The 26,000-nt window shown below is 51.6% G+C and carries 25 protein-coding genes and 1 tRNA gene; 9 read left to right on the top strand and 17 right to left on the bottom strand.

Features of this window, described 5'->3' with window-relative positions:
- Window positions 1–12 precede the first annotated feature (12 nt).
- Entirely contained in the window at window positions 13–525 is a 513-nt protein-coding gene (locus GON22_RS21715) for a GNAT family N-acetyltransferase (RefSeq protein ID WP_160398213.1), read from the top strand.
- Between the two features lie 71 nt (window positions 526–596).
- On the opposite strand, the gene GON22_RS21710 is transcribed toward GON22_RS21715, so the two are convergent.
- Window positions 597–890, bottom strand: a complete 294-nt coding sequence (locus GON22_RS21710; RefSeq protein ID WP_160398212.1) for a hypothetical protein — start codon at window positions 888–890, stop codon at window positions 597–599.
- 309 nt (window positions 891–1,199) lie between these two features.
- Between GON22_RS21710 and motA the strand changes: the two genes are divergently transcribed.
- Together motA and motB are read left to right on the top strand one after the other, a co-directional pair.
- Complete coding sequence (gene motA, locus GON22_RS21705; RefSeq protein ID WP_160398211.1) at window positions 1,200–2,003, top strand: flagellar motor stator protein MotA; 804 nt, start codon at window positions 1,200–1,202, stop codon at window positions 2,001–2,003.
- Window positions 1,987–2,823, top strand: a complete 837-nt coding sequence (gene motB / locus GON22_RS21700) for a flagellar motor protein MotB (RefSeq protein WP_160398210.1) — start codon at window positions 1,987–1,989, stop codon at window positions 2,821–2,823. The genes motA and motB overlap by 17 nt, the downstream gene beginning before the upstream one ends.
- A gap of 451 nt (window positions 2,824–3,274) precedes the next feature.
- Here the strand turns inward: motB and rluF are convergent, their stop codons facing one another.
- The 3 genes from rluF to GON22_RS21685 all read right to left on the bottom strand — a co-directional run bounded on the left by rluF (window position 3,275) and on the right by GON22_RS21685 (window position 6,694).
- Window positions 3,275–3,982, bottom strand: coding sequence for a 23S rRNA pseudouridine(2604) synthase RluF (gene rluF, locus GON22_RS21695; protein WP_160398209.1), 708 nt, complete (start codon window positions 3,980–3,982; stop codon window positions 3,275–3,277).
- A gap of 6 nt (window positions 3,983–3,988) precedes the next feature.
- Window positions 3,989–4,774 carry an NAD-dependent epimerase/dehydratase family protein gene (locus GON22_RS21690; RefSeq protein ID WP_160398208.1) on the bottom strand — a complete coding sequence of 262 codons (786 nt, stop codon included), beginning with the start codon at window positions 4,772–4,774 and terminating at the stop codon, window positions 3,989–3,991.
- Window positions 4,775–4,873: 99 nt separating this feature from the next.
- Complete coding sequence (locus tag GON22_RS21685; RefSeq protein ID WP_160398207.1) at window positions 4,874–6,694, bottom strand: ATP-binding protein; 1,821 nt, start codon at window positions 6,692–6,694, stop codon at window positions 4,874–4,876.
- A 467-nt stretch (window positions 6,695–7,161) separates the two neighbouring features.
- Between GON22_RS21685 and tadA the strand changes: the two genes are divergently transcribed.
- A complete protein-coding gene (gene tadA, locus GON22_RS21680; protein ID WP_336604352.1) occupies window positions 7,162–7,656 on the top strand; it encodes a tRNA adenosine(34) deaminase TadA in 495 nt (164 codons plus the stop codon).
- Between the two features lie 8 nt (window positions 7,657–7,664).
- Here the strand turns inward: tadA and GON22_RS21675 are convergent, their stop codons facing one another.
- The 4 genes from GON22_RS21675 to GON22_RS26250 all read right to left on the bottom strand — a co-directional run bounded on the left by GON22_RS21675 (window position 7,665) and on the right by GON22_RS26250 (window position 11,392).
- On the bottom strand, window positions 7,665–7,838 hold the full coding sequence (locus tag GON22_RS21675; RefSeq protein ID WP_160398206.1) for a Spo0E family sporulation regulatory protein-aspartic acid phosphatase: 174 nt from the start codon (window positions 7,836–7,838) through the stop codon (window positions 7,665–7,667).
- Between the two features lie 175 nt (window positions 7,839–8,013).
- The gene (locus GON22_RS21670; protein WP_160398205.1) at window positions 8,014–9,258 is read right to left on the bottom strand and encodes a DUF1648 domain-containing protein; all 1,245 of its coding nucleotides are present in this window, start codon (window positions 9,256–9,258) and stop codon (window positions 8,014–8,016) included.
- Window positions 9,255–9,659, bottom strand: coding sequence for a GntR family transcriptional regulator (locus tag GON22_RS21665; protein ID WP_160398204.1), 405 nt, complete (start codon window positions 9,657–9,659; stop codon window positions 9,255–9,257). The genes GON22_RS21670 and GON22_RS21665 overlap by 4 nt, the downstream gene beginning before the upstream one ends.
- A gap of 161 nt (window positions 9,660–9,820) precedes the next feature.
- Window positions 9,821–11,392 carry a chitobiase/beta-hexosaminidase C-terminal domain-containing protein gene (locus GON22_RS26250; RefSeq protein ID WP_160398203.1) on the bottom strand — a complete coding sequence of 524 codons (1,572 nt, stop codon included), beginning with the start codon at window positions 11,390–11,392 and terminating at the stop codon, window positions 9,821–9,823.
- A gap of 268 nt (window positions 11,393–11,660) precedes the next feature.
- On the opposite strand from GON22_RS26250, the gene GON22_RS21655 reads away from it, so the two are divergent.
- Window positions 11,661–11,737, top strand: a tRNA-Arg gene (locus GON22_RS21655).
- A gap of 102 nt (window positions 11,738–11,839) precedes the next feature.
- Here the strand turns inward: GON22_RS21655 and GON22_RS21650 are convergent.
- Entirely contained in the window at window positions 11,840–12,211 is a 372-nt protein-coding gene (locus GON22_RS21650) for a MerR family transcriptional regulator (RefSeq protein ID WP_160398202.1), read from the bottom strand.
- A complete protein-coding gene (locus GON22_RS21645) occupies window positions 12,174–13,076 on the bottom strand; it encodes an SDR family NAD(P)-dependent oxidoreductase (protein ID WP_336604351.1) in 903 nt (300 codons plus the stop codon). The genes GON22_RS21650 and GON22_RS21645 overlap by 38 nt, the downstream gene beginning before the upstream one ends.
- A gap of 35 nt (window positions 13,077–13,111) precedes the next feature.
- On the opposite strand from GON22_RS21645, the gene GON22_RS21640 reads away from it, so the two are divergent.
- Window positions 13,112–13,312, top strand: a complete 201-nt coding sequence (locus GON22_RS21640) for a hypothetical protein (protein ID WP_160398201.1) — start codon at window positions 13,112–13,114, stop codon at window positions 13,310–13,312.
- Window positions 13,313–13,395: 83 nt separating this feature from the next.
- Here GON22_RS21640 and GON22_RS21635 read toward each other — a convergent pair whose 3' ends face one another.
- Complete coding sequence (locus GON22_RS21635) at window positions 13,396–14,031, bottom strand: TetR/AcrR family transcriptional regulator (RefSeq protein ID WP_160398200.1); 636 nt, start codon at window positions 14,029–14,031, stop codon at window positions 13,396–13,398.
- A gap of 226 nt (window positions 14,032–14,257) precedes the next feature.
- Here GON22_RS21635 and GON22_RS21630 point away from each other — a divergent pair, with 226 nt between their 5' ends.
- Window positions 14,258–15,736 carry a DHA2 family efflux MFS transporter permease subunit gene (locus GON22_RS21630; protein ID WP_160398199.1) on the top strand — a complete coding sequence of 493 codons (1,479 nt, stop codon included), beginning with the start codon at window positions 14,258–14,260 and terminating at the stop codon, window positions 15,734–15,736.
- Window positions 15,737–15,830: 94 nt separating this feature from the next.
- On the opposite strand, the gene GON22_RS21625 is transcribed toward GON22_RS21630, so the two are convergent.
- Window positions 15,831–17,108, bottom strand: coding sequence for an acyltransferase family protein (locus tag GON22_RS21625; RefSeq protein ID WP_160398198.1), 1,278 nt, complete (start codon window positions 17,106–17,108; stop codon window positions 15,831–15,833).
- Between the two features lie 108 nt (window positions 17,109–17,216).
- Between GON22_RS21625 and GON22_RS21620 the strand changes: the two genes are divergently transcribed.
- Window positions 17,217–18,704 (top strand): putative glycoside hydrolase, encoded by a 1,488-nt coding sequence (locus GON22_RS21620; protein ID WP_160398197.1) that lies wholly within the window; start codon window positions 17,217–17,219, stop codon window positions 18,702–18,704.
- Between the two features lie 116 nt (window positions 18,705–18,820).
- On the opposite strand, the gene GON22_RS21615 is transcribed toward GON22_RS21620, so the two are convergent.
- Entirely contained in the window at window positions 18,821–21,268 is a 2,448-nt protein-coding gene (locus GON22_RS21615) for a basic secretory protein-like protein (protein WP_160398196.1), read from the bottom strand.
- A gap of 253 nt (window positions 21,269–21,521) precedes the next feature.
- Window positions 21,522–22,436 (bottom strand): helix-turn-helix transcriptional regulator, encoded by a 915-nt coding sequence (locus GON22_RS21610; RefSeq protein ID WP_160398195.1) that lies wholly within the window; start codon window positions 22,434–22,436, stop codon window positions 21,522–21,524.
- Window positions 22,437–22,556: 120 nt separating this feature from the next.
- Here GON22_RS21610 and GON22_RS26475 point away from each other — a divergent pair, with 120 nt between their 5' ends.
- Entirely contained in the window at window positions 22,557–22,691 is a 135-nt protein-coding gene (locus GON22_RS26475) for a hypothetical protein (RefSeq protein ID WP_272898820.1), read from the top strand.
- A 9-nt stretch (window positions 22,692–22,700) separates the two neighbouring features.
- Here GON22_RS26475 and GON22_RS21605 read toward each other — a convergent pair whose 3' ends face one another.
- The 3 genes from GON22_RS21605 to GON22_RS21595 are packed head-to-tail and all read right to left on the bottom strand — an operon-like array spanning window position 22,701 to window position 25,837.
- Window positions 22,701–23,837, bottom strand: a complete 1,137-nt coding sequence (locus GON22_RS21605) for an NAD(P)/FAD-dependent oxidoreductase (protein ID WP_160398194.1) — start codon at window positions 23,835–23,837, stop codon at window positions 22,701–22,703.
- Entirely contained in the window at window positions 23,830–24,582 is a 753-nt protein-coding gene (locus GON22_RS21600; protein WP_160398193.1) for a methyltransferase domain-containing protein, read from the bottom strand. The genes GON22_RS21605 and GON22_RS21600 overlap by 8 nt, the downstream gene beginning before the upstream one ends.
- The gene (locus GON22_RS21595) at window positions 24,575–25,837 is read right to left on the bottom strand and encodes a type III polyketide synthase (RefSeq protein WP_336604350.1); all 1,263 of its coding nucleotides are present in this window, start codon (window positions 25,835–25,837) and stop codon (window positions 24,575–24,577) included. The genes GON22_RS21600 and GON22_RS21595 overlap by 8 nt, the downstream gene beginning before the upstream one ends.
- Window positions 25,838–26,000: the final 163 nt, after the last annotated feature.

Raw genomic sequence — 26,000 nt, 5'->3', positions numbered from 1 at the left:
AGGAGCATCCTAATGGGCCAAAATCCGATGAAACCAGCCATTCCCGCCTCCTGGCATTTCCAAATCTTAAGCCGCGAGCACGCACAGGAGCTATGCCGCTGGCGTTACGAATCACCGTTCGACCTGTATGGCTGGTCGGACTGGGACCGCATGGCGGCCGAAGGCCTCGAATTCGGCGACGATGCCATTCGTATCGCCCAATACGCTGCTGCCCTTGACGAACAAGGCACAATGATTGGCTTCGCACAATTTTTCCCGCTGCTTGGCGTCACGCGGCTCGGCCTTGGCCTTCGCCCCGATCTTTGCGGCTTCGGGCTTGGTCCTGCCTTCGCACGCTCCGCAGCAGAAGAGGCGCGCAAGCGCGCGCCCCATGATGAAATCGACCTCGAAGTGCTTGCTTGGAACACGCGTGCAATCCGCGCCTATGCCAAAGCAGGCTTCGCCGTCACCGACACCTATGAGCGCCAGACGCCGGCTGGACCTGCAACATTTTATTGTATGGTGTACGAGGAAGGATCAGCGTAGCAGCTAGGGGTTAATTGGCAGATCCGACATGACAAGAATCCGACCCTCACCCGCGCCCCGGTCGCTCCGGATTAGATCAAGCGCACAACCTGCGTTACGTTGCCGCCCTGCACAACCTCGATGACATGATGCTTCGCCGCATAGATAACCGCTCCGTCACCTACTCGAATGTCAGGCTGTCGGCCGAGCCCGTAAAATACATCATCGGCCAGCGTCTCCATCGCTTCAGCGCGCTCTTCGTCGCTGAGCTCCTCCCACTCCTCCTTCGTCATTTCGAAGAAAGTAAAGTTGTTCGGAATCGCGCTTACCGCCTCCGTCAAATCCCGCAATATATCAACATATTCACGTGCGTGTTTAACGCCCATAAGTGATCCGCCCTCTCATGCTGATGATGCCCCTCTGTATGCCGAATTCATCTTTCAATCCGCTCGCGGCGCTTGCCGCCGGGGTCCCTCCATTTTACACCAAATCGTGCCCGCTTTCACCGCTGGCAAGCCTTATAACCCTGAATCGCAATAAAAGATGAGACTTTTCGACGCTATCCCGACAAAAAGGGCTAAAATCTCTAATTTCTCCCGCCTCTTTTGACGATATAAATAGAAATGGAGCGCTTCGCGCATCACAGGAAACTAGGGAAAGCTTCGATACTTTCTACTATCTGGACGGGGTGTATTATGGAGAAATCAACTGGAATCGGTATTGGACTTGGGCTAGTCGCCATCGTAGTCGGTATGTATCTCAAGGGAGCGCCGATTATCAACTTGGTGAATAACCCAGCAGCGTACATCATTATTCTAGTCGGTACGGCTGCATCATTATTCGTCGGCTTCCCAATGTCGGAAATCAAGAAGTTCCCGACTTTGATCAAAATCATCTTCTCCGCTCAAAATCTGCCAGCTCGCCAAGACCTGATTCGCCTGTTCATGGAATGGGCAACGATTACGCGTCGTGAAGGCCTGCTCGCACTCGAAGCAAAAGTTGATGAAATCGAGGACGCGTTCCTTCGCAACGGCATGCGCATGATTATCGATGGTAACGACCAGGACTTCGTCCGCGACGTTCTGCTTGAAGATATTTCGGCAACAGAAGACCGCCACAAGTCCGGCGCGCTAATCTTCTCCCAAGCCGGCATGTACGCTCCTACGCTCGGGGTTCTCGGCGCCGTTATCGGCCTGATCGCGGCACTCGCCGACATGAGCGACATGGAAAAACTTTCGCACGCCATTGCAGCTGCCTTCATCGCAACACTGCTCGGTATTTTTACCGGTTACGTGCTCTGGCATCCAATCTCCAACAAGCTCAAACGCCTCTCGAAGCGTGAAACGGAAATCCGCCTCATGATGGTTGAAGGCTTGCTATCGATTCAAACAGGTGTATCGACAGTCGCAATCAACCAAAAGCTGTCGGTTTACCTGACGCCTACAGAGCGTGCTAACATGCTAGCGAAGGAGGAGGCGAACGGTGAGCAGAAGGCGTAAACACGAAGAACATGAGGAACATGCTGACGAATCGTGGCTGATTCCTTATGCAGACTTAATGACCCTATTGCTGGCCTTGTTTATCGTTTTGTTCTCCATGAGCTCGGTGGACGCCAAACGGTTCGATGAAATGAGCCGTGCGTTCAACATGGCGCTCGATGGCGGCGTTGGCGTTCTGCCAGAATTCCGTTCCGTTGCGACGGGCAAAGACCTGAATGACGAGAAAGAAAAGGAAAAAACGAAAACAGAACAGCAAACCGTCACGAAAGAACAACAAGAAAAACAGAAGCAACAAGATGACCTCGAGAAGCTCCGCAAGAAAGAGCAAGAGGATCTCGAGAAGCTTAAGAAACAGCTGGACCAATATATCAAATCAATGGGCTTGACCACACAGCTCGATACGAAGCTAAATCAGTCCCAGTTGCTTATCACCATCAGCGACAATGCACTTTACGCTTCGGGCAGCGCGGCTGTTAAGGCGGAATCCCGCAAGCTTGGCCAAGCTATCGCGAAGATGCTGAAGCAATACCCAGGCTATGAGATCATTGTTGCCGGCCATACGGATAACCAACCTATCTCGAACAGCGATTTCCGCGATAACTGGGATTTGAGCTCCGATCGCGCACTGAACTTCATGCAGATTCTGCTCTCAAGTGCACAGCTCGATCCACGGCTGATCAGTTCGACAGGTTATGGCGAATTCCGTCCGCTTGCTTCGAATGCTACGGAAGCTGGCCGTTCGAAAAACCGCCGCGTCGAAGTATCGCTCATGCGCAAATACAGCGACCCGAGCAAAGCAGCAACAGCAGCTGCTAAATAATTAAATCAAATACGTTTCACAACGATAAGGGGTGTCCCAAAAGCCATAACGGCTGAAGGGACATCCCCTTTTTCTTGCTCCGTAACGATTGGTGTTGCGTTTACGCGCGGACTACCGTGTACACTATTATTCAAATGCAGCAGTCTGCTCATTGCAGCTCATACAATGGAACCCACGCAGGCGTGAAAGCCGGGAGGCGTCATTGCATATTGTGCAACAAGAAAAGCAGCTTTTCTATGTTTCGGGCATCTGTCGCCCATCAAGCCCGTATCTCATTGCTTGAACTACAATGGGAACCCTCGGGACAGGCCGTTCAGGCCGTTCTTGTTGTACAAACTGCAATGGCACGGCGAAGAGATAGGCGCAAGCTATTTGGGACAAAATAAAAAAGCCGCCCAAAAGTCTAATCGCAACGACTTTTGGAACAGCCCTGTTATCCATTCGATTTAATTTAACCATCCTGCGGCTTGTAGCGCAGCGTTTGGAACAGCTCGTCAAGCTCATCCTGATGCAGGTCCCGCCAACGTCCGTTCGCGAGATCCCCGAGATGGATGTTCATGATCCGCACGCGGCGCAGCCGTACGACACGAAAACCGAACACTTCGCACATTCGGCGAATTTGGCGGTTTTTCCCTTCGGTCAGCACGATCTTGAATACCCGCTCTGCAATCCTCGTAACCTTGCACGGCAGCGTCATCGTCCCGAGAATGCGTACGCCTTCGCTCATCCCCTTAACGAACATCGGCGTAACCGGACGGTCCACTGTTACGATATATTCCTTCTCATGCTTGCCTTCCGCCCGCAAAATCCGATTCACGATATCGCCATCGTTCGTCATCAGAATAAGCCCTTCGGAATCCTTATCCAGGCGGCCAATCGGGAAAATCCGCTCCGAATGGCCCACGAAATCGACAATGTTGCCCTTAATTTGCGACTCTGTCGTACTTGTAATGCCGACCGGCTTATTCAGCGCGATATATACATGCCGTCTCGACGTGCCGATTCGCTTGCCGTTAATGCGTACATCATCGCCTTGCTCCGCTTGGCTGCCGAGCTGCGCGATAATGCCATTAATCGTCACACGGCCTTCGTCGACCAGCTTATCGGCTTCGCGGCGCGAGCAGAAGCCCGTTTCGCTTATAAATTTATTAATTCTCACCTGTCTTCACCCCATCATGCCGCTGTCCGTACTTTCGTTATCATCGTCATTGTCACCTGTGCCCAGTTTCGCCGTATCGAAGGAGTTATACACATAGACGCCTTCCGCCGTCACCCGCATGCCTGCCCGCAGCATCGCTTCAGCTACGGTATCGCCGCTAATTGGCCGATATCTGCGGAGCCCTCCTAGCATAAGAGGCCGCATCGCAATGGCTGCCCATGCCCCGAATAGCTCTGCCAGCCGAATCTCTTGCCGCTTGCCCAGCAGCAGCGAAGGGCGGAAGAGATGCAACTCTGGCAGCCGCAGCTCCGCAAGCTCCTCTTCCAACTCACCCTTCACCCGGCTGTAAAAAAACGGCGAAGTCGTCGAGGCGCCCATCGCCGTTACGGCTACGTATTTGCGAGCGTGATGCCGCTTCGCCCACTCCCCAAGCGCCAGCGGATAGTCGAAATCTACTTTACGGAACGCATCCTTGGACTTCGCTTTCCGAATCGTCGTCCCGAGCGCACAGTACACCACATCGGCCTCGACATCGGACAATGCTTCGCCCAGCCGATCGAAATCCGCAACGATAACACGCAGCTTCGCCCCATTGGCTTCTGCCGCCATGACAATCCTTGCAGATGCGCCATCTAATGGGCGCCGCGTCAATACAGTCAGCTCTCGGCAAGCCTTGTGGGCTAACAGCTTTCGCAGCAGCGAGCTGCCGACCAGCCCCGTCGCGCCGGCAAGCAGCGCACGATATTCAGTTGACGGAGCAGGTTGAACCGATCCTGATTGATGCCGTTCCACGTCGCGATCCCATCCTTCTTCCCACATATTCGCTGATGCGATCTGTAACGTCTATTGTACCTGATTTTGGACCGCCAATCGAGACTCCCCTGCATCCGTTTAAAGAGTTGGCTGCATAGCACCCTGTTCACCTGATATTTCCGCAAGCTCCTCCTCCGCTACATTGCCAGGCAACGTAATCGTAACGGTCGTCCCTACATCGACTTGGCTGACGATATCCATCGTGCCGCGATGGCTCTGAATAATGCGCTGGCTTACCATAATGCCCAGCCCAGTGCCAGCCTCCTTGCCCGTAACGAATGGATCGCCAAGCTGAGGAATCATCTCATCTGGGATGCCGCAGCCTTCGTCCGTTATTGTAATAATTGATTCCCCCCACTTGCTCTTCTCAACTGCAATATTAATGGTTCCTCCTTTAGGCATCGCTTCCATTGCATTCTTCAATAGATTAATGAACACTTGCTTCAACTGGTTTTCTTCACATGCGATATAACAGGTATCCGAACTGAATTGGCTATCAAAAATAATGCCGCACAAATGAGCCTGGCTATCCAGCAGCGACATCACATCTCCGAGGACAAAGCGAACATCCTTCACCTCATATTTGGTCGCTTGCGGCTTAGCCAGAATAAGAAATTCGCTAACGATTAGATTAATGCGGTCCAATTCACCCAGCATCATGTCGACGTGGCGAACGTTCAGCTTATTCGTCTGCTGCTGCAGCTGGAGAAATCCGCGAAGCGTGGTAAGCGGATTGCGAATTTCATGTGCAACGCCTGCCGCCAGCTGCCCGACTGTGGTCAGCTTCTCGGAGCGGCGCAGCAGCTCCTCCATTTTGTTGCGGCTTGTCATATCTCGGGTGATGCTGGCAATCGCACGAACAGCCCCATTGCCGTCATGAATTGGCGAAGAGGTGACGCTTACCGATATCCAATCCCCATTCTTCGTCTCGCGCATCGTCTCCAGCGGCGGCTGCAGCTTCCCTGCGATCACAGCATCAATCGCCTTCTTCTCTTCTGTCAGCCACTGAGGCGGAACAAGCGATAGCTTATGCCCAATCGCTTCATGCTCCTCATAACCAAACATCTGCGTAAAAGCGCGGTTAATCGATGAAATTTTCCCATCCAGATCGACCACATGAATTGCATCCGTCGTGTGATTAATGAAGGATTCCAGGTAATCCTTCATGGATCGGTTCTCCTCAAATGCATGCTTCAACTTGCTCATATAGATGTTAATATTTTTGGACATATTATTCATCTGTAAGGCAAGCTGCCCGAACTCATCTCGGCTTTTGGTCTCAATCATGTCGTCGAATTGGCCATGTGCCACCTTATGGACCTTCCAGACGATCGTATCCAGTGGACGGAAAATGCGCCCCAACAACAAATAAGCAATGCACGTCAACACAACCAACAAGATCGCCGAAACGACAAGCTCTTCACGGATCTGATTATTCACGAGCTGATCCACATGCTCTAGATCAAGCACAACACGCACCACAAACGGAGCCGGCTGATTAATCTGCACATACCGGACCAAGGCGTGCGTTCCATCATCTAGCCGAATATCTTCTATTGAAGCTTCTCCTTGCTCAGCCCGCTGAATCGGCTTCAACTCGTCTGACAGTTTGCCGAATTCATAGGTCCCATAAGCCAATGAGGGCTGGTGATCGACCATTTTGAATGCAGTCATCTCCAGCACGCCATCGACTACGAAACCGTTTCCGGTATTCATGGCACTCATGCTGTCTGGCAATGAACGGCCGTCCGATAGCTTGTCGGTAACGTCTGTCAAATAAAGCCCTGCTTGCCGCTCGAGGTTCGTATTCGACATCGTCCATTGATGCATCAAATTAGCCGCTAGCAGGACGAATATAATGCCCGCTATAACTAGGGTCAGCTTCTGTTTGACCGACACAATACGTCACACCCTTTATTTACGGTTTTTCGCTCTATTTCGCTATTTTATTCTAATAGAATCATACCATAATTACCATGAAATGAAAGCGATCCAAAAGTATCATCTCCTCCTATGTGATCCTTTGGATTTGGGTACAAGTTGATCGGATTCACAAAGTTATCCCACAAATTATGTGGATAAAATGTGAGTTATTCTATTGTTGCTCACATTTTGCGCACACTGTACACATTAGTTACACACAGTTATGGATAATCTGTTGATAGAATTGTGGATAACTATCAACAATATCCACATAACTATGCACAACCTGTTAACAACGAATGTTTGTTCGCGGCATAATTCGTGCTTGTTCGACATCCTTTAAGCGTCGAATTACGCGACAGCCATCGTTCAAACCATATGATGGCCAGCGCTCGTCAACAGCGTCCAAACAAGATACAATAGACGCGAGGTGAATCGTAATTGTGAGTACGGAAGAACGTTTTGAGAGAGAAGAGGACCGCCGGTGGATGGCGGAAGCGATCGAGGAAGCCCGCAAAGCGGAAGCGATCGGAGAAGTTCCTATCGGAGCAGTTATTGTACGTAATGGTGAAGTGATTGGAAGGGGCTATAACCTGCGGGAAACGGATCACGATGCAACGGCGCATGCCGAAATCATCGCTATTCGGGAGGCAAGCAAGCATATCGAGGCATGGCGGCTGCTGGACAGCACATTGTATGTAACGCTAGAGCCTTGTCCGATGTGTGCGGGGGCCATTGTACAATCGCGCGTAAAGCGCGTTGTCTATGGGACACATGATCCTAAGGCGGGGTGTGCAGGAACATTAATGAACCTACTGCAAGAGCCCCGTTTCAATCACGAAACGGAGCTCACAAGTGGCGTGATGCAAGAGGAATGTGCCTCATTATTAACAACCTTCTTCCGCCGTCTTCGCCGCAAACCGGCAAGCAATTCGTAGGGACAGGTTCATCGTGAGGCTTTTCCTTTCACTTGCATCTGCTGCAGTACAATTATGACGCGGTCAGCTTCCTCGCTGATCGCCAATACATCCGGGTCTGTCAAGTTACCTCGCGCTTCAGCCATCTCATGAAGCTTCTGACGGAGCGCTTGTAGTTGGGTGAGCAGTTCATTCTTATCCATGACACACGCTCTAGGCTCGCTCCTATCATGACGTAAACTCTTGTGGTATAACCACTATTATACGCAATGACAGAGTGAGAGTCTGTTGGAATATGTCGAATATTTCGGGATTTACCATCATATTTTTCGACATTCTTCCATTGTATCTAGGTCTAAATACCTGATTATTTTACATTTAATGACGACGGTGATTGGCTATTGCCAGCATAGACAAGATAATCACAATTGGAATGGCGAGGGCAAACCATGCGCCAGGATGGGAGAAATCTAACGTCCAACCAAGACCCGAGGATTTACGCACAAAAATCCCCTGATCCGCAAATAAGGAAATCCCCACCACGATAATGATCGGAACTAAGAAAATCACCCATGCAAGTGGCTTGGCTGCATTGATTGTCCAACCAATCCCGGCCCGCTTCTCCACCATAATTGCCGGATCTTCTGGATTCCAGTAGATACTCCCCAGCTTCCAGTGCCGATCCTGTCCCCGTGAAGGAATATCGAACGAATCCCGGTTCTTGCCCACACGCATCATATAGAAAATCGAAACGCCTGCGAAAAGCATCGGAAGAACAGCAATAAAGAGCGCTTCGCCCCCCATCGAACCTCGGTAAAGCGCAACAGCTTGCACCCAGCCAAGCAACAGGACGATAAAGAAGCATAACGTGATAATAGATAAGGAAATGCCACGGCGATACTTGCGCTCAGCTACAGCCGACTGTTCTGGGCGATTCGGATCCAGCCGCACACTGGACGAGCCAATTGCCTTATTCGTAAAAGCTAGCAGCCCGATCATGCCAAGCTGAATCATATTCAGCTGCAGAACAATTCCCCAAGATTTAGCATGGGTAGTTATTGCTTCTCCGTTCCAATCGAACTTCGTCGGAATGATCGCAGGCAGCGTATCATACGACATGATGGCAATAATCGCGCATATCACCGTTACAAGCAGCGACGGAAGAAACCATACGATGCCATACGTGCTCGGCTCATTGCGGAACGAGAGCATAGTCGCGGCTTGCTGCGGCTGCACTTGCTGCCAACCTTGCTGCTCTTTGAGCGTGAGCATCCGGCGGTGAAAAGCGATGTATAAGGCGAAGCCGGCCAGCAAGAGGCCAAACGTTCCTACTATGCCTAGCATGGGGGCAGACGCTTCATCCGCACCTGCTGCTGCCGTCGGGATGCCTCCAACTCCGCTCACGTCGAGAAGGCCAACGAGCCCTGCTATAACCACAGCTATGATGAGCAACAAGAACGTGTGCTGTCTGCGCATACGGGATATTTCCCCGTGCTGCCTTGCCCCGCTTGGTACACTCACGCCAAATGGCGTACGAAGCGATATATAAGGCACAGCGGCTAGCGCCAGCAGAACGACCAAGTAAGGAATTAACATCGTCAACCACATGTTTAACGTGCTCATTGAATAGCCCCTCCTTCACGTCTTGCATTCAACTGTCCAAAAGCTTGGCGGCACAATGCCAGCCACCGCTCCTCTTCCATGCCCCGCCCAATCGCTTCAGCAGCCATTGGCCGCAGCTCGCGCTCCAGCCGCTCCTCGAACGCCGGGTCTGCCGGCGGCATGCCGCCATTTTGCACAACTGCGCCTTTTTGCCGATGGATCTGAACGAAACCGCTGTCTTTTAAAATCGAATAAGCTTTGTTCACCGTATGCAAGTTAATGCCGAGATCTGACGCCAAAGCGCGTACCGAAGGCAATGCCTGCCCAGGCTTTAGCTCCCCCGTCGCAATGCCCTCCATGATTTGATTCGTGAGCTGTGTATAGATCGGAATATCCGATTCGAGATCGATGCGTATAATCATATCCGCACCTCCGTTCTGGCGATGAATACTGTTATACATGTAATATAACAGTATCGAGAGCAGAAAGCAAAGGGCAATCTCACCATACCATTGAACACCAAAAAGCCCCTCCCTCTATATTGCATAAGGGAAAGGCTTTTCGTAACGGAGGTCAATAGCCGTTAGGGCACTATTGGCATTGGCGGTATTGGTGGAACACATGGACCACCTGGTAGAAACGGTGGAACACATGGACCACCTGGCAGAATCGGCGGAAACATCATGACTGTGTAGTTTTCGCTCATAATTTCGCTGTCGAATGCACCGGGCTTAACGGCGATAGCTTTAATTGTAACTGGGCTAATAACAGAAATCGCCGCGCTATAAATCGGGCTGCTCGTTGTTGGTGTACTGCCGTCTATCGTGTAGTAGATGACAGCATCAGGAGTCGCCGTGCTAAGTGTTACTGGCGTTCCTAACATCACTTCCCCACCAGTAATGCTCGCCACTGGTTTTGCAACGAATTCAAGCACAGGCGGGCTAATTGTGTAGCTTTCGCTCATTACTTCACTATTCGTTGCGCCGAGCTTAACAGCGATAGCTTTAATTGTAACTGGGCTCTCGATGCAGATCGCTGTGCTATAAACGGGGCTGCTCTCAGTCGGCGTACTGCCGTCTGTCGTGTAGTGAATTTCTGCATTAGGAGTCGCTGTATTCAGCGTTACTAAAGTTCCTGCCGCTACCTCGCCGCCCGCTTGGCTCGCAGTCGGCTTTGCCACGACATCAAGCACAGGCTGAATGACGGTGTAGCTTTCGCTCATAATCTCGCTGTCCGTTGCGCCAGACTTAACAGCAATCGCCTTGATTGTAACTGGGCTTGTGATGGAAATTGCTGTGCTGTACACCGCACTGCTAACCGTCGGCGTGCTGCCGTCCGTCGTGTAGTGAATAACGGCATCTACAGTCGCCGTGCTCAGCGATACAGCTGTTCCTGCTGCTACCTCACCGCCGACAGGGTTAGCTGCCGGTTTTGCGACGGTAACCGTTGCAGGCAACGTGCGCGACGGCGTTGACGTTTCCGGCTTCGGATCTGGCTTTGTTTCCGGTTTTACAGGCGGCACATATTGTTGCTTAGCTTCGTATGCACCAAGTACCAACAAATCGCGCGTTGCGTTTGATTGGCCACCGAATTTGCCGTCTGCGCCATTAGCCAGCAATTTTAATTCCAAAGCAAGCGCAACGTAGCCTTTAGCCCAATCGGATACCGTGCTGTCGTTGACGCCTGGAGTGTCCTTCGCATCCTCTTTTTTGCCTAATCCGCGAATCAGGAAAGTTGCCAGCTGCTCCTTAGTCACTTTTCCTGCTGGATTAAAGACGCCATTCCCATATCCATCAGTAATGCCAGCGGCTTTAACTGCTTCAATATAAGGCAGTGCATAGCCGTTAGCGGCGTCATCGGATTTTACGTCTTTGAAACTGGAAGTCTTCTGGTCCCCATCTACTTTCAGGTCAAAAATCAATGCTGCAACCTTAGCAAACTGAGCGCGATTCATCTCTTCCTTTAATCCGAATTTGTCTTCCCCCACGCCATTAAATACACCTGCGGCAATCAAGGCATCAAACTTGGCTTTTGTCGCCGCGTCCAAATCCTTCAGATCGGTGAAATCCGCCGAAGTCTTCGCAGCCGCGTTCGCAACAACGCCGGGCAAGCATAAAATTAGTGCTAATAGCAAGCCTAACACTCGTTTGTTCATCTGTTACCGGGCCTCCTTATAAAATAATAAAAAAACATTTTGCATGATTCTGGTTTAAATAAAACCAAATCCCTCTTGTTTTTTCGACAACATCCTCCAAAATACCTGCTTCTACTATATATTTTTTAGCAATATAAGCGTGAATTTGATTGTTTCATGAGAAATTAGAGAGATCAACAAGAGACGAGCAGGCGCTAGCTTTCAGCTATTTGTATAGCTATGGAAGTTGCACCACGCGAATATTCCATGGTAAAATAATCTTCACCGCGCGCCCGTAGCTCAGCAGGATAGAGCGACAGTTTCCTAAACTGCAGGTCGTACGTTCGAATCGTATCGGGCGCGCCATATGTAAAAGATCGAGAACCGCACTGTTGTGCGGTTCTTTTTTTGGCGAAAAAAGCGTGGTGGGGAAGCTCCGTGCAGAGCCGCGGGGACAGGCCCCAAGCGTTACTGCTTCAACAACGATTGCCGGTTATCCAGCTTATCATCGATAAATTGCAAAATACGCTGAAGATCGGCTATCTGCGCCGTTATTTTCTGCCTGTACTGTTGAAACGTCGCCAGCATTTCGGCATTGGAGCCGATTGCGTCCTTGAAAGGAAAATGAACGTAGCTCTTCATCTCCTCTAAGGTCATCCCCGTTTTCTTCAGGCACGTAATCAGCTCCATCACCTCCAGATCAGCGGCGGCGAAGGCCCGGTGGCCGTTCGCTTTTCGTCGGATAGGGGGGAGCAGCCCGATTTTCTCATAGTGCCGGATGGCATCCTCGGTCAGTCCAGTTTTACTGGAAGCTTCCTGTATGGAATACGTCTCCTCCACCGTTTTCACCCGCTTTCATTGATTCCGATTGAAATTCCCCTTCGTAAACGGCCGCAATCTTACGGAGAACCTCCGCACTGCGTTCAGCGAAAGGCAACGCTGTCGCTTTGCCCTTGTTCAAGAAAACCCCCGTGCGCTCCCGTCCTTCGCCGAACGCGGCGTTGTACACACGGGCTGCCCCTTTGCTCGGGTGGCTGAAAAAGAGCTGGCGAATCGGGCGCAAATAAATCGGCATAGCCGCATTCGCCGTCATTGCGGTCTTGTTCCCGCCGGGGCAAACGCTGCGGATTCGAATCCCCTCCGACAGCAGCGATGCCGCCAGCTCCCGGGTCCATAACGATAAGGCCAGCTTGCTGGACGCGTAGGGCCCGAATAGCGCCTTGAACGCCTGCGGCCTCTCCAGCTCACCAGTCTCGAAGCCTCGTTTATATAATAGGGCGTTGGAGGACGTATTCACAACGGTTTTCAGGCGGCCTTGCCGCAATTGAGGCAGTAGCTCCATCAGTACGATGTAGGGCACAACCGCATTGACCTCGTAGTGAATTTCACGGCCTTGCTTGGAAATTTTCATGTCCGCGAGCGATACGCCTGCGTTGTTAAACAACACATCGATCCGCGGCTCCTTGCTCTTAATGAGCTGCAGAGCTTCCCGAAGCTGTGCAAAGTCCGCCAAATCCGCCCTGTAGATTCGCAATCGCCCGGCTTGCCGCGCTTCGGCAATTACCGGCTCATCGTCGGGAAACGGCGAACGGACCAGCGCGGCGACCTCCCAGCCTTCGGACAACATTCTTTTCGTCAATTCGAGCCCTACGCCCGAATTTGCCCCCGTAATTAACGCGACCATGACGCTTTCCGGTTTGTTCACTTTAAATCTCCTCCTGCTCCTGTTGGATGAACCCCATGTTACAACCTGGTGTTTACACCAAGTCAAGAGGGAGCTGTGAAAAACCGCCGAGCGATACCGCAGCGTACACGCTGTCTCCGAACTTTACGTATACGTTCTCAATCCTCAACAATTCTTACAGTAAATACTGGCTCGTCATTACCGCTAACGGCGGGGCTTACTCCACCCCCGTGGCGGAAGTCCAGATGTACGAGTAAAGCAGCCAAGTGCCACTCAAGTATTCTAACGACTGAATAACTCTCCATTATTAAGCGCAGCATGCGCTCAACATGCGACTCTCCTACGGATTAAGCGTAGGAGAGTTTTTTGTGCTGCCGGAAAGATCCGCATGCTCTGAATAAGGCGTCAACAGCGATAGCTGCTTGGCAAGATATTGGGGCGTGTACGGCATATCATTTCGAAGCCAGCACACAATAGTACCAATGACGGCAGAGGATCCGTGCCAAATCGCAATGTCCATGGGCACACTCACCGCTGAGGATGGCATGAATACTTTCCGCTGCTCGAGCCGACTGGTGATGACATCCGACAACAGTTTTTGAAGCCGTTCCGTAAATGCCGGTACGCGTTTGGACGCGAGGACAACTTTATAGAAATTCGCATGTTCCGCAATATGCTCCAGAAGCTCGACTAGCTTTTCCCAGCTGCTCCTTAATTGGGGCGGGCTCTCCTCTATTTGCAAAATCATTCGCAGATTGTGCACCATCTCATCTGCCATTTTCTCCATTAAATCTGGAATGTCCTTATAGTGGAGATAAAACGTAACGCGGTTAATGGTAGCCCGCTCCGCTATGCGATTAACCGTTATTTTCTCAAGCTCGATCTCCTGTAACAGATCAATAAAAGCATCCCGGATCAGCTGCCGCGTTCGAACGACGCGGGGATCCGTAATCGATGGCTTGGTTGGCATATGCATTCGTTCCCTTCTTCAATAGGCACAATGGTGGACGACAGTTGCTTGCCTGTTTGTAGATTTTGTCCCCTGTCGGCGACACATTCTGTTCATCTGTAAACTAATTTACACTTTTGAATTTACTGTTGCTTGTGAAGGATGAGCTGGCTGTTTATAATTCTTTTACACCAGTCAATTATACAACATGTTGTAAATTAGTTCACGAAGAAACAGAAAGGATTGAAACAGAATGGATACTTTATCAATTAAAAAAGGGCCTCTATTGTTTGTCATGATTCTAGGCGCATTCATTGCGGTGTTGAATCAAACGATAATGAGTGTCGCTCTGCCGGAGCTCATGGGCGATTTTAATATCGAAGCTTCCACGGCACAGTGGCTGACAACTGGCTATATGCTAGTGAACGGGGTACTTATCCCGATTACTGCCTTTCTCATGATGCGATTTACGACCCGCGAGCTGTTCCAGAGCTCTATGCTCATATTCTTAGTGGGAACCATCGTCTCGGCAATAGCGCCGAACTTTGATATGCTGCTGGTCGGCCGCCTCGTTCAAGCTGCCGGTGCAGGCATTATTATGCCGCTGCTCATGAACGTCATCCTGACCGTTTTCCCTCCCGACAAGCGCGGAGCGGCAATGGGCATGGTTGGCTTGGCGATTATTTTCGCTCCTGCCGTCGGTCCTGCAATCGCCGGCTATGTGTTGGAGCATTATGCTTGGCGTACGCTGTTCTACGGCATGATTCCATTCGCGGTTCTCGTCATTGGCGTAGCATGGGTTTATCTTAAAAATGTTGCGGAACGCACGTATCCCAAGATTGATGTGTGGAGCGTACTGATTTCAACCATCGGCTTCGGCACGCTGCTTTACGGCTTCTCCAGCGCGGGCAGCAAAGGCTGGTCCGACTTCATCGTAATTGGATCGGTTGTCGTTGGCGCTGTCTCCTTGGCTTTATTCACATGGCGGCAGCTGGTCAGCAGCAGTCCGCTGCTTGACCTTCGGGCATTCAAGTACAGCATGTTCTCCTTGACGACGGTCATCAACATCGCAGTAACGATGGTGATGTACGCCGACATGATGCTGCTCCCGTTGTATTTGCAAAATGCGCGTGGATTCACAGCTTTGGAATCCGGCATGCTCATGCTTCCTGGCGCACTGCTCATGGGCCTTATGATGCCGATCACAGGCAAGCTGTTCGATAAATTCGGAGCGAAGTGGCTGTCCGTTATCGGGATGGCCATCACGATCCTGACTACGATTGGCTTCGTAAATTTGACGGATTCCACTAGTTATACTTACTTGGTGCTGATGTCTACGGGACGCCGGTTCGGTATGGCGATGTTCCTCATGCCGATCACAACCGCAGGCTTGAACCAGCTTCCTGCACGCTTGAATGCGCATGGTACGGCAATTTCTAACACAATCAAGCAGGTGGCTGGCGCAATCGGCACCTCGCTGCTCGTCACGGTTATGTCGACCCAAACGAAATCGCATCTTAAAGATATGGCCGCGTCCGGTGCAGCCGGCACGAAGGAGCATATGATCATGGAGGCGACGATCCAGGGGATCAATGATGCATATCTCGTTATTATCGGAATCGGCGTCATCGGCCTTGTCCTATCGTTCTTCATTAAACGCGTTGGGCAGGCTGAAGCTGAGGAAGATGCTGGCGTGGTGCTAGCGAAGCAGCCGAAGGTTAGCAAATCGTAATATATTAGACAGAGCCCCCCGCAACTTTCAATCGCGGGGGGGCTCTTCTATATAAATAAAGCTCCGCCGCAGCGGAGCTAATATACCGATCAAATTATGAGTCCAAATCCCGTTTAAAAATCCGGCTGTATATCTTATTCGCAAGCTTTATTCCGTTATAATCCACATACTTATACATGAAGTAAGAAATAATCAGCATTATCGGAAGCGTCAGCAACCCACTTAGGAAAACTGCAGTGCTATAGCCCACATATCCCGCCATGTGAATAAACACAAAGCTTGTCAACGAGCCAATGACGATAACATGAATTAAATATAAAGAAAATGAAATCTTTCCTAAAAACACAAATAGCCTGGTCGATAATAGATGTTGAATTTTAGTTGTATTCAACAGTGCCACTAGAATCAGAAATGCACCAGCTATGTGATATAGCACGATATCCTCGATGGCATTGGCCTCAATAAAGCCGTATACCGAACCTTTAACAATGCTTCCTGAGGGGTATGATCCTAAGAATAAACCGACACACGCTAAAACCACATTTACAAACGGGTTTCGGAAAAACGCATGCTTAAATCCATTGTTATTGTGAAAATCACTAATCATCATCCCCAAAACAAACGCTACGTAATAGGTTTTAAACAACAACAAAATCGCGGCAATATAGAACAGGTATCGTTTCTTCACTCTCCCAAATATCGCTGCGAGACCAAAAACCAACAACGATCCATACATTTCGTAGGTCATTGTCCATAAGACCGTATTGTAGTCTGCATTACTATTAAAAAATACGCCGTAAAACGCATTATTAATGACATGCCCTAACGTCATATCGAAGTTCCAAAACGATCCCAGCCACCAAGTTGAAAAGCTCGTAACACTTGCCTCATTATTATAAAATAAAGCAAGTTTAGATAATATCACAACAAGAGCAATCGAGGCTAAAACAGGAATCATTAAACGAAAATATCGTTTAACTGCGCTTTCAACGAGCACTTCATTATCTTTTGTTTGAAAAAATTTATAACTTAGTACGAAACCACTCAAAACAAAAAAAATACATACTGCAAAATTGCCATTGTAAAGTAAATTGAGTGGACTTTTCGTAATACTAAGCTCAATGGCACTTGCGGTATGTACTTGTTCACGAGCACCGTTGTACATTGCTGGATAGAACGCTACCACAAAGTGACTAAGTACAACAATCAGTGCGGCCAATCCCCTTAGTCCATCAAGATACTTTATCTTCTGCATATTCACACTCCCTGTACTATGTGCTATTATGCCGTATTGCTCATTAGAAAACAATACAATAGCCACACTTCGCGCATCGACAGAATTAAGCTGATTTACACCACTTGTCCCCTTCATTCACCATCTTTTTTTCATGCCTACTTTGGCGAGCCCCGCATATAGTTAAGTTGTACACGCTGCATTAGCCGTAGCCTTGTGTGTACCTCGATTAAAGGAGGCACCGCTGTGAGAAAACTTATCGCTTTATGCTTGCTGTGCGGGCTACTGCTGTTAACATCCTCCTGCTCCTCGTCTTCTTCGACGGAAGACTCGCCGAGCGCACCGCCGGCACCCAGCAATTCGAACAGCCCTTCCACCGGACCAACCACTGCCCCAACGCCCGATAAAACGAGTAAACCTACTGATGGTCCCGACAACACAACAGCACCTAAACCTAAACCTGATCCAAAGCCCGCTCCACCCCCGGCTTTTGCATCGCCGTATGTATTCGAATACCCCGATGCGGTACGCGGCATTTATGTAACGGGCTGGTCCGCCGGCGGCGAGAAAATGAAGACGCTGCTGAAGCTCCTAGACGATACCGAACTGAATGCCATGGTCATCGATATTAAGGATGATGACGGCTATATCACCTTCAAACCGGAAGGCAAGCTGGCGGAATTCGGGCAGCCTTACATACGTGACCCTAAAGCGTTGATGAAGACGCTGGAAGCCCATCACATCTATCCAATAGCCCGAATCGTCGCTTTCAAAGATACGGTCCTCGCTAAGAAGCAGCCCGAGTTGTCCTACGTGCTTAACGGAAAGGTATGGCGCAACGGCAATGGCGACGGCTTTATCAATCCATTCTTGAAGTCGAATTGGCAGCACAATGTGGACGCGGCCATTCTCGCTGCTAAGCTTGGTTTTCAAGAAATTCAGTTCGATTATGTCCGGTTCCCCGAAGGGTTCGAGCGGAAAGATAAAGTGCTGGCTTACTCGATGGGCGAGTATAAAGACAAGAAACCAACCAAGTTCGTTGAGCAAGAAAAAGCGTATGCGCAAGCAACCGCCGCCTATCAAGCAGGGCTCACCCCTCTGCAAGCTGCTTATGCTTCAGCAACGACGGCCTATAACGGCAATAAAACCGATGACAACAAAAAAGCGCTCAACGACGCCCAGAAGGCGCTTAGTGCATTTAAGAAAACCGAACCAGCAAAGCCGGACTTCAGTGAAAAAGCCCGCTATACACAGCTGCGCGTGGATGCGATTACGGACTTCGTGCACTATGCGAGGGAGCAATTAAAGCCATACGGGGTCAAAGTGTCGGTCGATATATTCGGCTATTCCGCCACGCTCCCAGAGGCTCCGGGCATTGGGCAAAACTTCAGCCGCATTTCGGAAAATGTCGATGTCATCTCGTCGATGATCTATCCGAGCCACTGGAGCGACGGCTACTTTGGCATTAAACACCCTGACACCGAGCCCTATCGGCTCGTGCAGGAATATGCCAAGCGGGAGAAAGAGAAACTCAGTGCACTTTCCAAACCGCCTATCTCACGCCCATGGATTCAAGATTTCACTGCATCTTGGCTGGCCAAAGGCAGCTACATCCATTACGGCAAAGCGCAAGTGGATGCACAAATAAAAGCACTCAAGGATGCTGGCATCCCGGAGTACCTCATCTGGAACGCCAACAATAGGTACACGGCGAATGTGAATTACACGCCTTGATGGAGAGGCATTTTCAGGGTAAAAAAGGGGTATCCCGGCAGCCATGGCGGCTGGGATACCCCTTTCCACGTTAATAGCCCGTACTACACGTACGCTAACACGGCTCTGCCGTTTGGCTACTGGTCCTTCCAACGTGCGACTGAAACGTTAACGGTCTGGGCTCCGCCTGACGTCGTCAACGTTCGGTTGCCGATTGCAGCTCCGCTGCTGCTCACTTCCTCGGTCGCCCACGTTCCTTTTGTAAACTTGTATTCAATAGCCGTTCCTGCGGTTACGCTCACAGTAATGCTATACGTTCCGTTCGAATTTTTCGTTAGCTTATAATTCGCATCCCCCGGGTTCCAGCTGCCAATATTGGACGCCAAATAAATGCTCGCATTGGAAGGCGTATTAGATGGCACTGTAACCACGAACGTAATGCTGTCGGGCTGCGGCGTGCCGGATGTGATTGTGCCCCCGATGATCGTGAACGTTCCAGCGGCGAATCGGTAATTTTGCCCGTTATTGTTATCCCATGTCCCAGTGCCATTGTTGAATGCGGCCGTAAGGCCTGCGGCTGATCCTAAGTTAATCGTGATTTTGCTGTAGCCCGCGATCTCAGAATTCGCCATTGCGGTACCGGGAGCCACCGTCCAAGAACCACCGTCTACTTGATAGTGGATGTAAGGCGTGGCGAAGCCCCGTTTGTAATAAATCGTTGCTGATTGAGTGGACGCATTCGTCGTCGACGTAACGGAGCCGCTCGCACCCGATACATTCCCCGCAGTATCGACAGCCTTAACGAAGAACGTGTACGCCGTTGCTTCGCTTAGTCCGCTAACGATATAGGTGGTGCCGGATGAAGCCGTCCCGACCTTCACGTTATCACGATAAATATCGTATCCGGCCACGTTTAAGTTATCCGTAGACGGTGTCCATGACAAGGTGATGCTTGTCGCCGTTTTGCCCGCTACCGTAAGCCCAGCCGGTACGGATGGCGCATCATGGTCCAACGAAATTTGGTACTCATTCCATAACGTGTTCACATCGGCTCCAGCTAACGTCGAGAATACGTTTGCCGTCCACGTTGATCCGTCAAATGAGGATAAGCTTGCGTTAATATCCCTTAAGAAACCAGGACGCTTGTGTTCATCGATCCAACGGATGAAATTGCCCGTCTTGCCGTAGCCATCTTGCCATGTGCCCCCTACCTGCTCACTATAACGGTCATGATACCCCACCTCAAACCGAACGGCATCCGCGATGCCTTCGATCATATAGCCCGGCGCGGCCCCATTGTCGTTATCCTGATATACATGTGTTAATTCATGGTACAGAATGCCGATGATTTCCTCACGTATCGGCTTGCCGCCGTTGTATACGTTATTCAGATGCTGCGAGCTAATAAATATATCGGCATCGCTACGATCGCCCCCAGCGGAAGCGACGCCCGGCGAGTCTTCTACCCGAATGTGGATCGTTTTTGGCCCGAAATGCGCTTCACCAGGATTTGCATAGAAGAGCGAATTGATTTTCCGAACGATTTCCGTCACTTCTTGCTCCGCATCCGGGAAAGCTTGATTGATCAGGGTCCCCTTATAAGTCGTATCCGTATTGTGATAATCGATTACTGGCGCAATCTCATGCCACATATCCCCCTGATAGGAAAACTCGATCTCCCCAATCTGCAACATGTTTCCGCTATGATTAGTAAAATTGAATTGATAATAACGGTATGCCGTCTGGTTGCCGGCTATTGCGTAATCTTTTCGCTGGTGCCGATTGTAGAAATTCTCATTGCTTCTGCTGTCGATAGCCGTCCACGAGACGCCGTCGTTGGAGGCTTGCAGCGTCCAGCTTTTCGGGTCGCGCTCGCTGGCGTCATTCGCAGACGTTATTGCATAACCATCAAGTGCAATCGTTTGCGCAAAATCGAAACGAACATACCCGCTGGCCTGTGCCGCCAGCCACTTCGTCGTGCTCGTGCCATCATAGAGCTTCGCTACGCCTTCGTTGGGCGCATTCTCCGCACTTGCCGTAATCGTTGGCGTCAACGGAGCGTATGATTTCGAAGCGCCATCGAACAATTCGATCTCCGCAAGCTGCAAAATCGAGCCGCTGTGATTTGTAAATTCGAAGCGATAATAGCTATAAAGGCTTGTATTCGCTATTTGGTATGACTTGGCCTCATTACGGTTAGTGAAATTTTGACTTTGCTGCGTGTCCAACAGCGTCCAGCTCGTGCCATCATTCGATCCCTTCAGCGTCCAGCTTGCCGGATCACGTTCAGGGTAATCGTTGGCGGAGCGAATTGTATACGCATTGATCGCATATTGGCCACTATTAGCAAATTGATATTGAATCCACCCTGTGTTGTTAAAAATGAGCCATTTGGTCAAATCATTGCTGTCAAAAGCGCTGCTCTTGTCTTGGCCAGCGGGGCTGTTTCCTTCACTAACCGTCACCGTTCCGCCTTCGGACCGATCGATTGGGTACACTCCTGCCGCTTGGGAAGCACCTTGCCCTGACAAGAACAAGCCTACGAACACAATAATTGCAATCATCACGCCAAAAAATCTTTTCATTACGCTTTCTCTCCCATTGTTTATTTTTAGCTCTCTTTAGGTAACGCTGGCTTGCCGCCGAAAGTATCAGCTTCCCTCCTCTAACGCTAATTTGGCTTTATCTTCCTGCCACTTTTTAATTATACCAACCCATTTTTATAAAAATATTAAAAATTAGCGCTTTTTATATAAATTTACTGCTGTAATACGGATGCACTTTCGCAGGAAGCACAAAGTGGCTGCCATTGTATTTGGTACAATGGCAGCCACTCGATCAAGCCCGCTCCAGCATCCAACAATGCAAATGGCGGTATTCAGCCGGCGTGCAGCCCGCATAATTACGGAAGCTCCGTATAAAATGAGCGTCATCGCTCAACCCGATTCGGGATACAATCTCCTCAGTAGGCAACAGCGTATTGCGCAGCAACGACGCCGCGATTTGCATGCGAATGCCCCCTAGATAGGCCATGACCGATTGGCCGGTGCACGCACGGAATCGATGGTTTAACGTCGTTTTGTTCGTATGAAACTGTGCGGTTAGATGCTCTAGCTTAATTTTGTCCCTATAGTAGGTATGTAAGTGCGAAATAATGGGCTGCAGGCTCGCATCCACCGAAGGCATTGACAGCTCGGATGGAGCGATGGCCTGCTTGCAAATGCGGCTAAGAAGGAATAATAGCTCCATTAGATACGAACGGCTGCGGCAAGGCCACTGGTTATCGGGCTGCATCTCTAGCATGTCGGCCATTTGATCCATCATTATTGATAAGTGGCGGGCTGTTGCTGTGTCGAGCGGAATGCAGCCATAATAACCGTCGGCATGCTCGCGGAACGGCTTTAAGCACCATAAATCATCGTAATCGCTGCCTTCAAGCGCATCGGGCTGGGACAGCCGGTCGAATGTGAACCGATGGTTAATCACACCCGGATGAAAATAGACGGCCTTCACGCGCAGCGCAGCACACTCATCCATCTCGATCGTTGACGACTCGTCCACACAGTAAATCGCTGGAGATGTAAGCGGGTAAGCACGGCCGTTCACCTGCACGAGACCTGTCCCTTGTGATACAAGTATAATTTGGTACCGCGTTTTTACGCCATGCGGCCCCATCTGCACCAGCTCTGTCCCGCAACACATTGCATGGCATAAGCCAGGAAAATAACGCTGCCCTAGCGTAATCAGTTCCATACCAAAACTTACCCCTCCCTGAACCCATAACTTTATGCAATAATTAACAACATATGGGCATTATCGCATACCGGCATGCCGGGGGAAAGACCCTAAAGACAGGCGAAGGGGACCAAAAACATGTCCAATCCTATGTTCAAGCAAGAGAAACGAAAACGCAGGGAATACGTTCCCTGGTGGGCTGAAATTGCCGGCGAGCTTGCCGTACCCGTTATTCGCCTGATTGCACGCATCATTAGGGGAATATTCAATTAGAAAATCATGCTACCGTGCACGCAGCCGCGTCGCCTCCACGAACCGATAAGCCAAGCTAGGCATGGCTCGCCCAAGCCTAAGCAGCACGGGGGATAGGCCGCGAATGCCTAACCCCGCCTGAAGCAAGCCGCCCCACCATAACGGTCCAGCAAAATCCCGGGTTAGCGCTACATTATACGCAGCCCGCCAGCCTCCAACCGTCAATGTCCCGCGCAAATAGCGGTCCACCATCGGCGCGCACACCGTTACTGCGTGCAAGCCCATCGCCATCCCGTCACCGCAAAGCGGTGGAATAACCGCTGCCGCATCACCAATATGCGGCACAATGCCCCACGCAAGTGGGCGACGGTCCAGCTCCACCGGCGCTGCGGCAGCAGTTCCTACAACTGGCTCCGCGCCCAGCAGCCGCTTGTTCAGTGCAGGCACTACCCGTGCAGCCTCGGCAATTACGCCCGCTGCCGATTGGCCGCAGCGGCGGAATGCTTCTGGCGTCACAAGCGCAGCTGCATTCGCCAGCCCTGCCTCATTGCCGCTAGGAACAAGCCCAACGTAACCGCCAGGGAAAAAGTAGAGCTCGACCGCCGCTTCAGCTGGCACGCCTGACAGCTCGGTTCGAAGGCCCATGAAAAGCTTGCTCCGCTCAACCGCTTGATTAGACAACCCCGCTGGTGCCGTCCGTCCCCACGCCCCAATAACCGCACGCGCTTCCAACGTATAGCTTCCCTGATCCCGGGATCGCACAGTGACCTGCCAACCGCCCAGTGTCTGGGAAATGGCCGTTACAGTCGAGCCTGTCCGCACTTGAGCGCCTCGCGCATGCGCCTCCGTCTGCAAAGCAAGGTCTAGCGCATAGCGGCTAACGCTCTGAGCCGGAATAGGCAGCGTTAGCTTCAGCGGTGCACCCTGGGCTGCTGCTATCCGAATCTCCCCAATTGGAATAGGAGCTGGCTGCAGCTCACCTAATACAGCATCCAGCCCAAGCTCCGTTAACGATTGGCGCGACTCTGGCGATAAAAACGCTCCACACACTTTATGCCGTGGGAAAGCATGTCGATCAAGCAGCAGCGTGTCCCACCCTTGGCCAGCCAATGCACAGGCCATGCTTGCACCTGCAACACCCGCTCCAATAATAATGGCATCATGCATCGCCATTGCCTCCTTCGGCTGCCTGAGGGCGTTTGGCCCAACAGGCATATCGGAACAAAGGCCGCCACGCATACGCCAAGTGCATTTCAGGATGTGAGCGCCTTAGAGACACCTGCATGCGGCGCCAATCGGCGGCACGAAACCCTTTTGCCACTGATAACGGGCCATCATGCCGAATGTACCGATTGCGCGACACGAGCCGCGCAGCCAACCACACTGCTGCCCACGCAATCGGATGCCGATGAATGTCGCCCACAACTACGCCTAGCCGCGCCCCCTGTAGCATTGCCCCGAACGCCTTAGCCACATCACCTTCGCCAAAATGATGCAGCACCTGCGAAGCCACCACAATATCCGCCGTCCCCGCAGGAAGCTGGAACAGGTCAAGCTGCTCTACCTTCACGCGCGGATCGCCTTGAAACTGCTCGCGCGCTTCAGCACAGGCTTCTGCCGTAATATCCGCCAATGTTAGCTCCAACTTTATGCCCTCTTGCTTCGCCCACCGGAGCAGCGCCCGGTTCACATCGCCTGCCCCGCAGCCAATATCAAGGATCGCCAGCTCCCGCGGACGGCCCGCTTCCTTCCACACCTGCTTGACGCCATACAGGATAGGGCCAGCCGCCGCGAACAACCGATTCAAGCGCCCCAAATGCTGCAACGCTTGGCGCAGAGGCGCGCCGCCATCGTTGCAATCGTCCATTAACTCCGGCTGCTTCGCCCGCCACCGAAGCTGTAGATTAGCCATCGTACGCCACCGCTCCGGCTGCCTTCCCGAACTCCTTTACCTCATCGCCGCCTCCGAACGTGCCTTCGCCAACACTGCCAACCATGGCAGGCACATAAGCCATGCGCAACAGCTCAGCAGTCAGCCCCGGCCCAAACGCCACTGCCAGCCCTTTGCTTAAGCCGCCTCCTCTCGCCCGAAGCTGCTCTCTCATGCCGTGCAGCACATACAGGATCGTTGCCGATGACATGTTGCCATAATTGCGCAGCACCTCACGGCTTGCATGCGTGTCCGCATCGCTTAGCTGGAATATTTTCTGCATGGCATCAACGATGCCTCGCCCGCCGGGATGAATCGCCCACCAATCCGGCTTATAGCCGGGTGCATAGCGTTCCACCATGCTAGGCACATGCTGCCCCAGCAGCTCCGGTACCCGAGGGGACAGAAACAGGTCGAACCCGAGATCGCCTACGGTCCAAGTCATCGCATCCGCCGCTTCTGGTGCAAGCTCGGACACGCCAACATCGAGCAAGAAGCAGTCGCCAGCTTGCCGCTGTCGCGCTCCCCCCGCGTGCCCAATGACACAAGCCGATGCCCCATCCCCGAAAAATGCAGCAGCATACAGCGACTCCCGATCCCCTGAAGGCTGGATATGCAGCGTGCATAACTCTACACAAACGATTAGCGCCACCGCATTCGCATCGTTTGCAACCAGCTCCTGCGCCGTCCGCATCGCCGTCATTCCCGCGGCACAGCCGAGGAATGTCAGCGGCAGCCTGCGCAGGCCGCACAGCAGCCCCAGGCGTTCTGCCAGCTCTGCATCCAGACCTGGCAGATACATGCCCGTGCAGCTGACGGTAATCACATGCGTCACCTCAGTCGCATCCACGCCGCTATCGCGCAGCGCCTCCTTCGCAGCCCGTTCGGCCAGTACTGGCGCATGCTCACGATACAGCGCCATCCGTTCTGACGTTCGCGGAGCCCGCTCCTGTGGAGTGCCCGGGGCATAATGGCTCTCCGATGCCGGTCCCGCCAAGCTTGGCACTACGGTATGCCGCGTCTCAACCCCGCTCTGATGGAAAATCCGCTTCGCCCATCTTGCCTGATCGCGCTGGCCCACTTCCTCTAGCCCCCGCGCTAAACGTGCGACGGTATCACGTTGGTCCAGGCGGCATTCCGGAACAGCCCTTCCTATGCCCAGTAGGGCGATAAGCTTTCCCGCCGCCGGTTCCCTGCGCACATTTGAACTTGCATCTATACGATCCTCAATCGGCACGTTCCACTCCTCCTCTATTAACCAAACCATGACTGCTAGGACAAACTGTTCCTATTGTATTCGCAGCCCGCTAGGTGTAGAACGAGGCCTCGCCACCGATCCCGTACAAAACAACAAAAGCCATGCCCCACAGCTTCCGCTGCTTCGGGCACGGCTACGCCAC

It is taken from the genome of Paenibacillus sp. MMS18-CY102 (assembly GCF_009789195.1).
Classification (GTDB): domain Bacteria; phylum Bacillota; class Bacilli; order Paenibacillales; family Paenibacillaceae; genus Paenibacillus_T.
Note: the sequence above shows the minus strand (reverse complement) of the source record. Positions and strands in the feature narration are given on the sequence as shown.

Bases quoted from the DNA above. Each gene is read 5' to 3' on its own strand.
- GON22_RS21670 (WP_160398205.1), bottom strand. From the start codon at position 9,258: ATGAGCACGTTAAACATGTGGTTGACGATGTTAATTCCTTACTTGGTC.
- GON22_RS21715 (WP_160398213.1), top strand. From the start codon at position 13: ATGGGCCAAAATCCGATGAAACCAGCCATTCCCGCCTCCTGGCATTTC.
- GON22_RS21635 (WP_160398200.1), bottom strand. From the start codon at position 14,031: ATGCATATGCCAACCAAGCCATCGATTACGGATCCCCGCGTCGTTCGA.
- GON22_RS21605 (WP_160398194.1), bottom strand. From the start codon at position 23,837: ATGCATGATGCCATTATTATTGGAGCGGGTGTTGCAGGTGCAAGCATG.
- GON22_RS21640 (WP_160398201.1), top strand. From the start codon at position 13,112: ATGTTACAACCTGGTGTTTACACCAAGTCAAGAGGGAGCTGTGAAAAA.
- GON22_RS21630 (WP_160398199.1), top strand. From the start codon at position 14,258: ATGGATACTTTATCAATTAAAAAAGGGCCTCTATTGTTTGTCATGATT.
- GON22_RS26250 (WP_160398203.1), bottom strand. From the start codon at position 11,392: ATGAACAAACGAGTGTTAGGCTTGCTATTAGCACTAATTTTATGCTTG.
- GON22_RS21600 (WP_160398193.1), bottom strand. From the start codon at position 24,582: ATGGCTAATCTACAGCTTCGGTGGCGGGCGAAGCAGCCGGAGTTAATG.
- GON22_RS21675 (WP_160398206.1), bottom strand. From the start codon at position 7,838: ATGGATAAGAATGAACTGCTCACCCAACTACAAGCGCTCCGTCAGAAG.
- GON22_RS21615 (WP_160398196.1), bottom strand. From the start codon at position 21,268: ATGAAAAGATTTTTTGGCGTGATGATTGCAATTATTGTGTTCGTAGGC.
- GON22_RS21625 (WP_160398198.1), bottom strand. From the start codon at position 17,108: ATGAAGGGGACAAGTGGTGTAAATCAGCTTAATTCTGTCGATGCGCGA.
- GON22_RS21710 (WP_160398212.1), bottom strand. From the start codon at position 890: ATGGGCGTTAAACACGCACGTGAATATGTTGATATATTGCGGGATTTG.
- GON22_RS21665 (WP_160398204.1), bottom strand. From the start codon at position 9,659: ATGATTATACGCATCGATCTCGAATCGGATATTCCGATCTATACACAG.
- GON22_RS21610 (WP_160398195.1), bottom strand. From the start codon at position 22,436: ATGGAACTGATTACGCTAGGGCAGCGTTATTTTCCTGGCTTATGCCAT.
- GON22_RS26475 (WP_272898820.1), top strand. From the start codon at position 22,557: ATGTCCAATCCTATGTTCAAGCAAGAGAAACGAAAACGCAGGGAATAC.
- motA (WP_160398211.1), top strand. From the start codon at position 1,200: ATGGAGAAATCAACTGGAATCGGTATTGGACTTGGGCTAGTCGCCATC.